Origin of the sequence: Ideonella azotifigens (assembly GCF_006519715.1) — a bacterium.
In the GTDB taxonomy this organism is placed as follows: Bacteria; Pseudomonadota; Gammaproteobacteria; order Burkholderiales; family Burkholderiaceae_C; genus Ideonella; species Ideonella azotifigens.
In genome coordinates this window covers 1-2,922 of the sequence record NZ_VIDT01000674.1, presented here as the reverse complement: position 1 = coordinate 2,922, position 2,922 = coordinate 1, and the positions used below count along the sequence as shown (strand labels likewise).

General features: G+C 69.7%; 3 protein-coding genes. All 3 read left to right on the top strand.

Features of this window, described 5'->3' with window-relative positions:
- Window positions 1–663, top strand: a 663-nt coding sequence (locus FKP22_RS26060) for an ABC transporter permease (RefSeq protein WP_141290754.1), incomplete at its 5' end; no start/stop codon positions are given.
- 76 nt (window positions 664–739) lie between these two features.
- The gene (locus FKP22_RS26055) at window positions 740–1,720 is read left to right on the top strand and encodes an ABC transporter ATP-binding protein (protein ID WP_141290752.1); all 981 of its coding nucleotides are present in this window, start codon (window positions 740–742) and stop codon (window positions 1,718–1,720) included.
- A 106-nt stretch (window positions 1,721–1,826) separates the two neighbouring features.
- The gene (locus tag FKP22_RS26045) at window positions 1,827–2,801 is read left to right on the top strand and encodes an ABC transporter ATP-binding protein (RefSeq protein WP_141290748.1); all 975 of its coding nucleotides are present in this window, start codon (window positions 1,827–1,829) and stop codon (window positions 2,799–2,801) included.
- Window positions 2,802–2,922: the final 121 nt, after the last annotated feature.

Here is a 2,922-nt window from a genome sequence, read left to right as displayed (position 1 = left end):
GCGCGGCTGCTGTACGGCGGGCGCATCAGCCTGGCGGTGGGCCTGGCGGCCATGGGCATGGCGATCGGCGTGGGCACGCTGATCGGCGCTGCCGCCGGCATGTCCCGCGGCTGGGTGGACACCGCGCTGATGTGGCTGACCGATCTGTTCCTGTCGCTGCCGCAACTGCCGCTGCTGCTGCTGGTCATCTACCTGTTCCGCGAGACGCTGAAAAACGCCTTCGGGCCCGAACTCGGCGTCTTCGTCCTGATCGTGGGCGTGATCGGCGCGTTTGGCTGGATGCCGGTGGCGCGGCTGGTGCGGGCCCAGTTCTTCAGCCTGCGCGAGAAGGAGTTCGTCGAGGCCGCACGGGCGCTGGGCGCGGGCCGCATGCGGCTGGTCTGGCGCCACATCCTGCCCAACGCGCTGGGCCCGGTGATCGTGGCCGGCACGGTGGACGTGGCCGGCGCCATCATTGCCGAGAGCACGCTGTCCTTCCTCGGCCTGGGCTTCCCGCCCGACATCCCGACCTGGGGCCGCATCCTGTTCGACGCCAAGGACTACCTGGACATCGCACCGCACTGGGCGCTGTTCCCCGGCCTGGCCATCTTCCTCACGGTGCTGGCCATCAACTTCATTGGCGACGGCCTGCGCGACGCGCTGGACCCACGCAGGGTGTTCTGATGCGAGCGCCGGGCCGCCCCAAGCTCGCATCGCTCCCCCTCGGGGGGGCGACGCCGCAGGCGTCTTGGGGGTCGACATGACTGCACTGCTCGACATTCGCGGGCTGAAGACCCATTTCCTCACCGACGACGGCTGGTTGCACGCGGTCGATGGCGTGGACATCGCGGTCGAGGCCGGGCAGACGGTCTGTGTGGTCGGCGAGTCCGGCTGCGGCAAGAGCGTCACCGCCAAAACGGTGATGAAGCTGATCGACATGCCGCCGGGCCGCATCGTCGCCGGCCAGGTGCTGTGGCAGGGGCGTGACCTGGTGCCGCTGGACGCTGCGGCCATGCAGCGCGTGCGGGCCAAGGAAATCGCCATGGTCTTCCAGGAGCCCATGACCTCGCTGAACCCGGTCTACACCGTGGGCCGGCAGATCGCCGAGAGCGTGCGCCTGCACGAAGGGCTGAGCCGTGCAGACGCGATGGCGCGTGCTGTCGAGATGCTGCGCCTTGTGCGCATCCCCACGCCCGAGCGGCGCGTGAACGATTACCCGCACCAGTTCAGCGGCGGCATGCGCCAGCGCGTGATGATCGCGATGGCGCTGGCCTGCAGCCCGAAGCTGCTGATCGCCGACGAACCCACCACCGCGCTGGACGTGACCATCCAGGCGCAGATCCTGGACCTGCTGCAGGAGCTCAAGGAGCGCCTGGGCATGGCGGTGCTGCTGATCACGCACGCGATGGGCGTGGTCGCCGAAGTCGGCCAGCGCGTGGTCGTGATGTACGCCGGCCAGGTGGTCGAGGAAGCCGGCGTGGAAGACCTGTTCGCCCGCCCGCGCCACCCCTACACCCAGGGCCTGATCCGCTCGATCCCGCGCATTGACCGCGACGCCGTGCACAAGACCCGGCTCGAAGCGATTGCCGGCAGCGTGCCGCGCCTGATCAACCCGCCGGTCGGCTGTCGCTTCGCGCCGCGCTGCCGCCATGTCACGCCAGCCTGCACCACCGCCACGCCGGCGCTGCGCGAGGCAGCGCCGGGCCACAAGGTGGCGTGCATCCTGGAGCTGGTGCCATGAGCCATCCTGCTCCCACCTCTACCCGGGCCGAGCGCCGGGCCGCTCCCAAGCCGGCCCGTATCCCCTCGGGGGATCGGCCGACGTATTCGTCGGACGAGGGGCGGTCATGAGCATGCCATTGCTGAAGGTCGAAGGCCTGGTCAAGCAGTTCCCCATCCATGGCGGGCTGCTGGGCCGCGAGGTCGCGCGGGTGCATGCGGTGGACGGCGTCAGCTTCGAGCTGGCGCCGGGTGAGACGCTGGGCATCGTCGGCGAGTCCGGCTGCGGCAAGAGCACGCTGGGCCGCAGCATCCTGCGCCTGCTGGAGCCGACTGCCGGCGAAGTCAGCTTCGAAGGCCGCAGCGTGACCCGCGCCAGCCCGGCCGAGCTGCGCGCGCTGACGCGCGACATGCAGATCATCTTCCAGGACCCGTTCGCCAGCCTGAACCCACGCATGTCGGTGCGCGACATCGTCGGCGAGGCGCTGGTCATCCACAAGCTGGCCGGCAATGCGCAGCAGCGCGAGGCGCGTGTCGTGGAACTGCTGGAAACCGTGGGCCTGTCGGCCGACCAGATGCGCCGCTTCCCGCACGAGTTCTCTGGCGGCCAGCGGCAGCGCATCGGCATTGCCCGGGCGCTGGCCGTCAGCCCGAAGCTGGTGGTCTGCGACGAGGCGGTTTCGGCGCTGGACGTGTCCATCCAGGCCCAGGTCATCAACCTGCTCGAAGACCTGCGCGAGCAGTTCGGCCTGGCCTACCTGTTCATCGCGCACGACCTCAGCGTGGTCGAGCACATCAGCCACCGCGTGGCCGTGATGTACCTGGGCCGCATCGTCGAGATCGCGCCCGCCAAGGCCCTCTATACCGAGCCCCGCCACCCCTACACCGAAGCCCTGCTGTCGGCCGTCCCCATCCCTGATCCCACCGTCAAGCGCCGCCGCATCCCGCTGCAAGGCGACCTGCCCAGCCCCATCCACCCACCCACCGGCTGCCACTTCCACACCCGCTGCCCGCTGGCGCAGACCGCGCAATGCCGCGAGCAGCGGCCCGAGCTGAAGCAGGTGGCCGATGGGCACTGGGTGGCGTGCCATTTGCGCAGCTGAAGCAGGCGGCACAATGGCCTTTCCAACCTGGATGGCAGAGGCCTTCTCGATGACGCAAGCACCACCGCCCGACGACCTGGCCGAGGCTTTCCTGCTGTCCTTGCGCAGGCGTCGCCTGGTG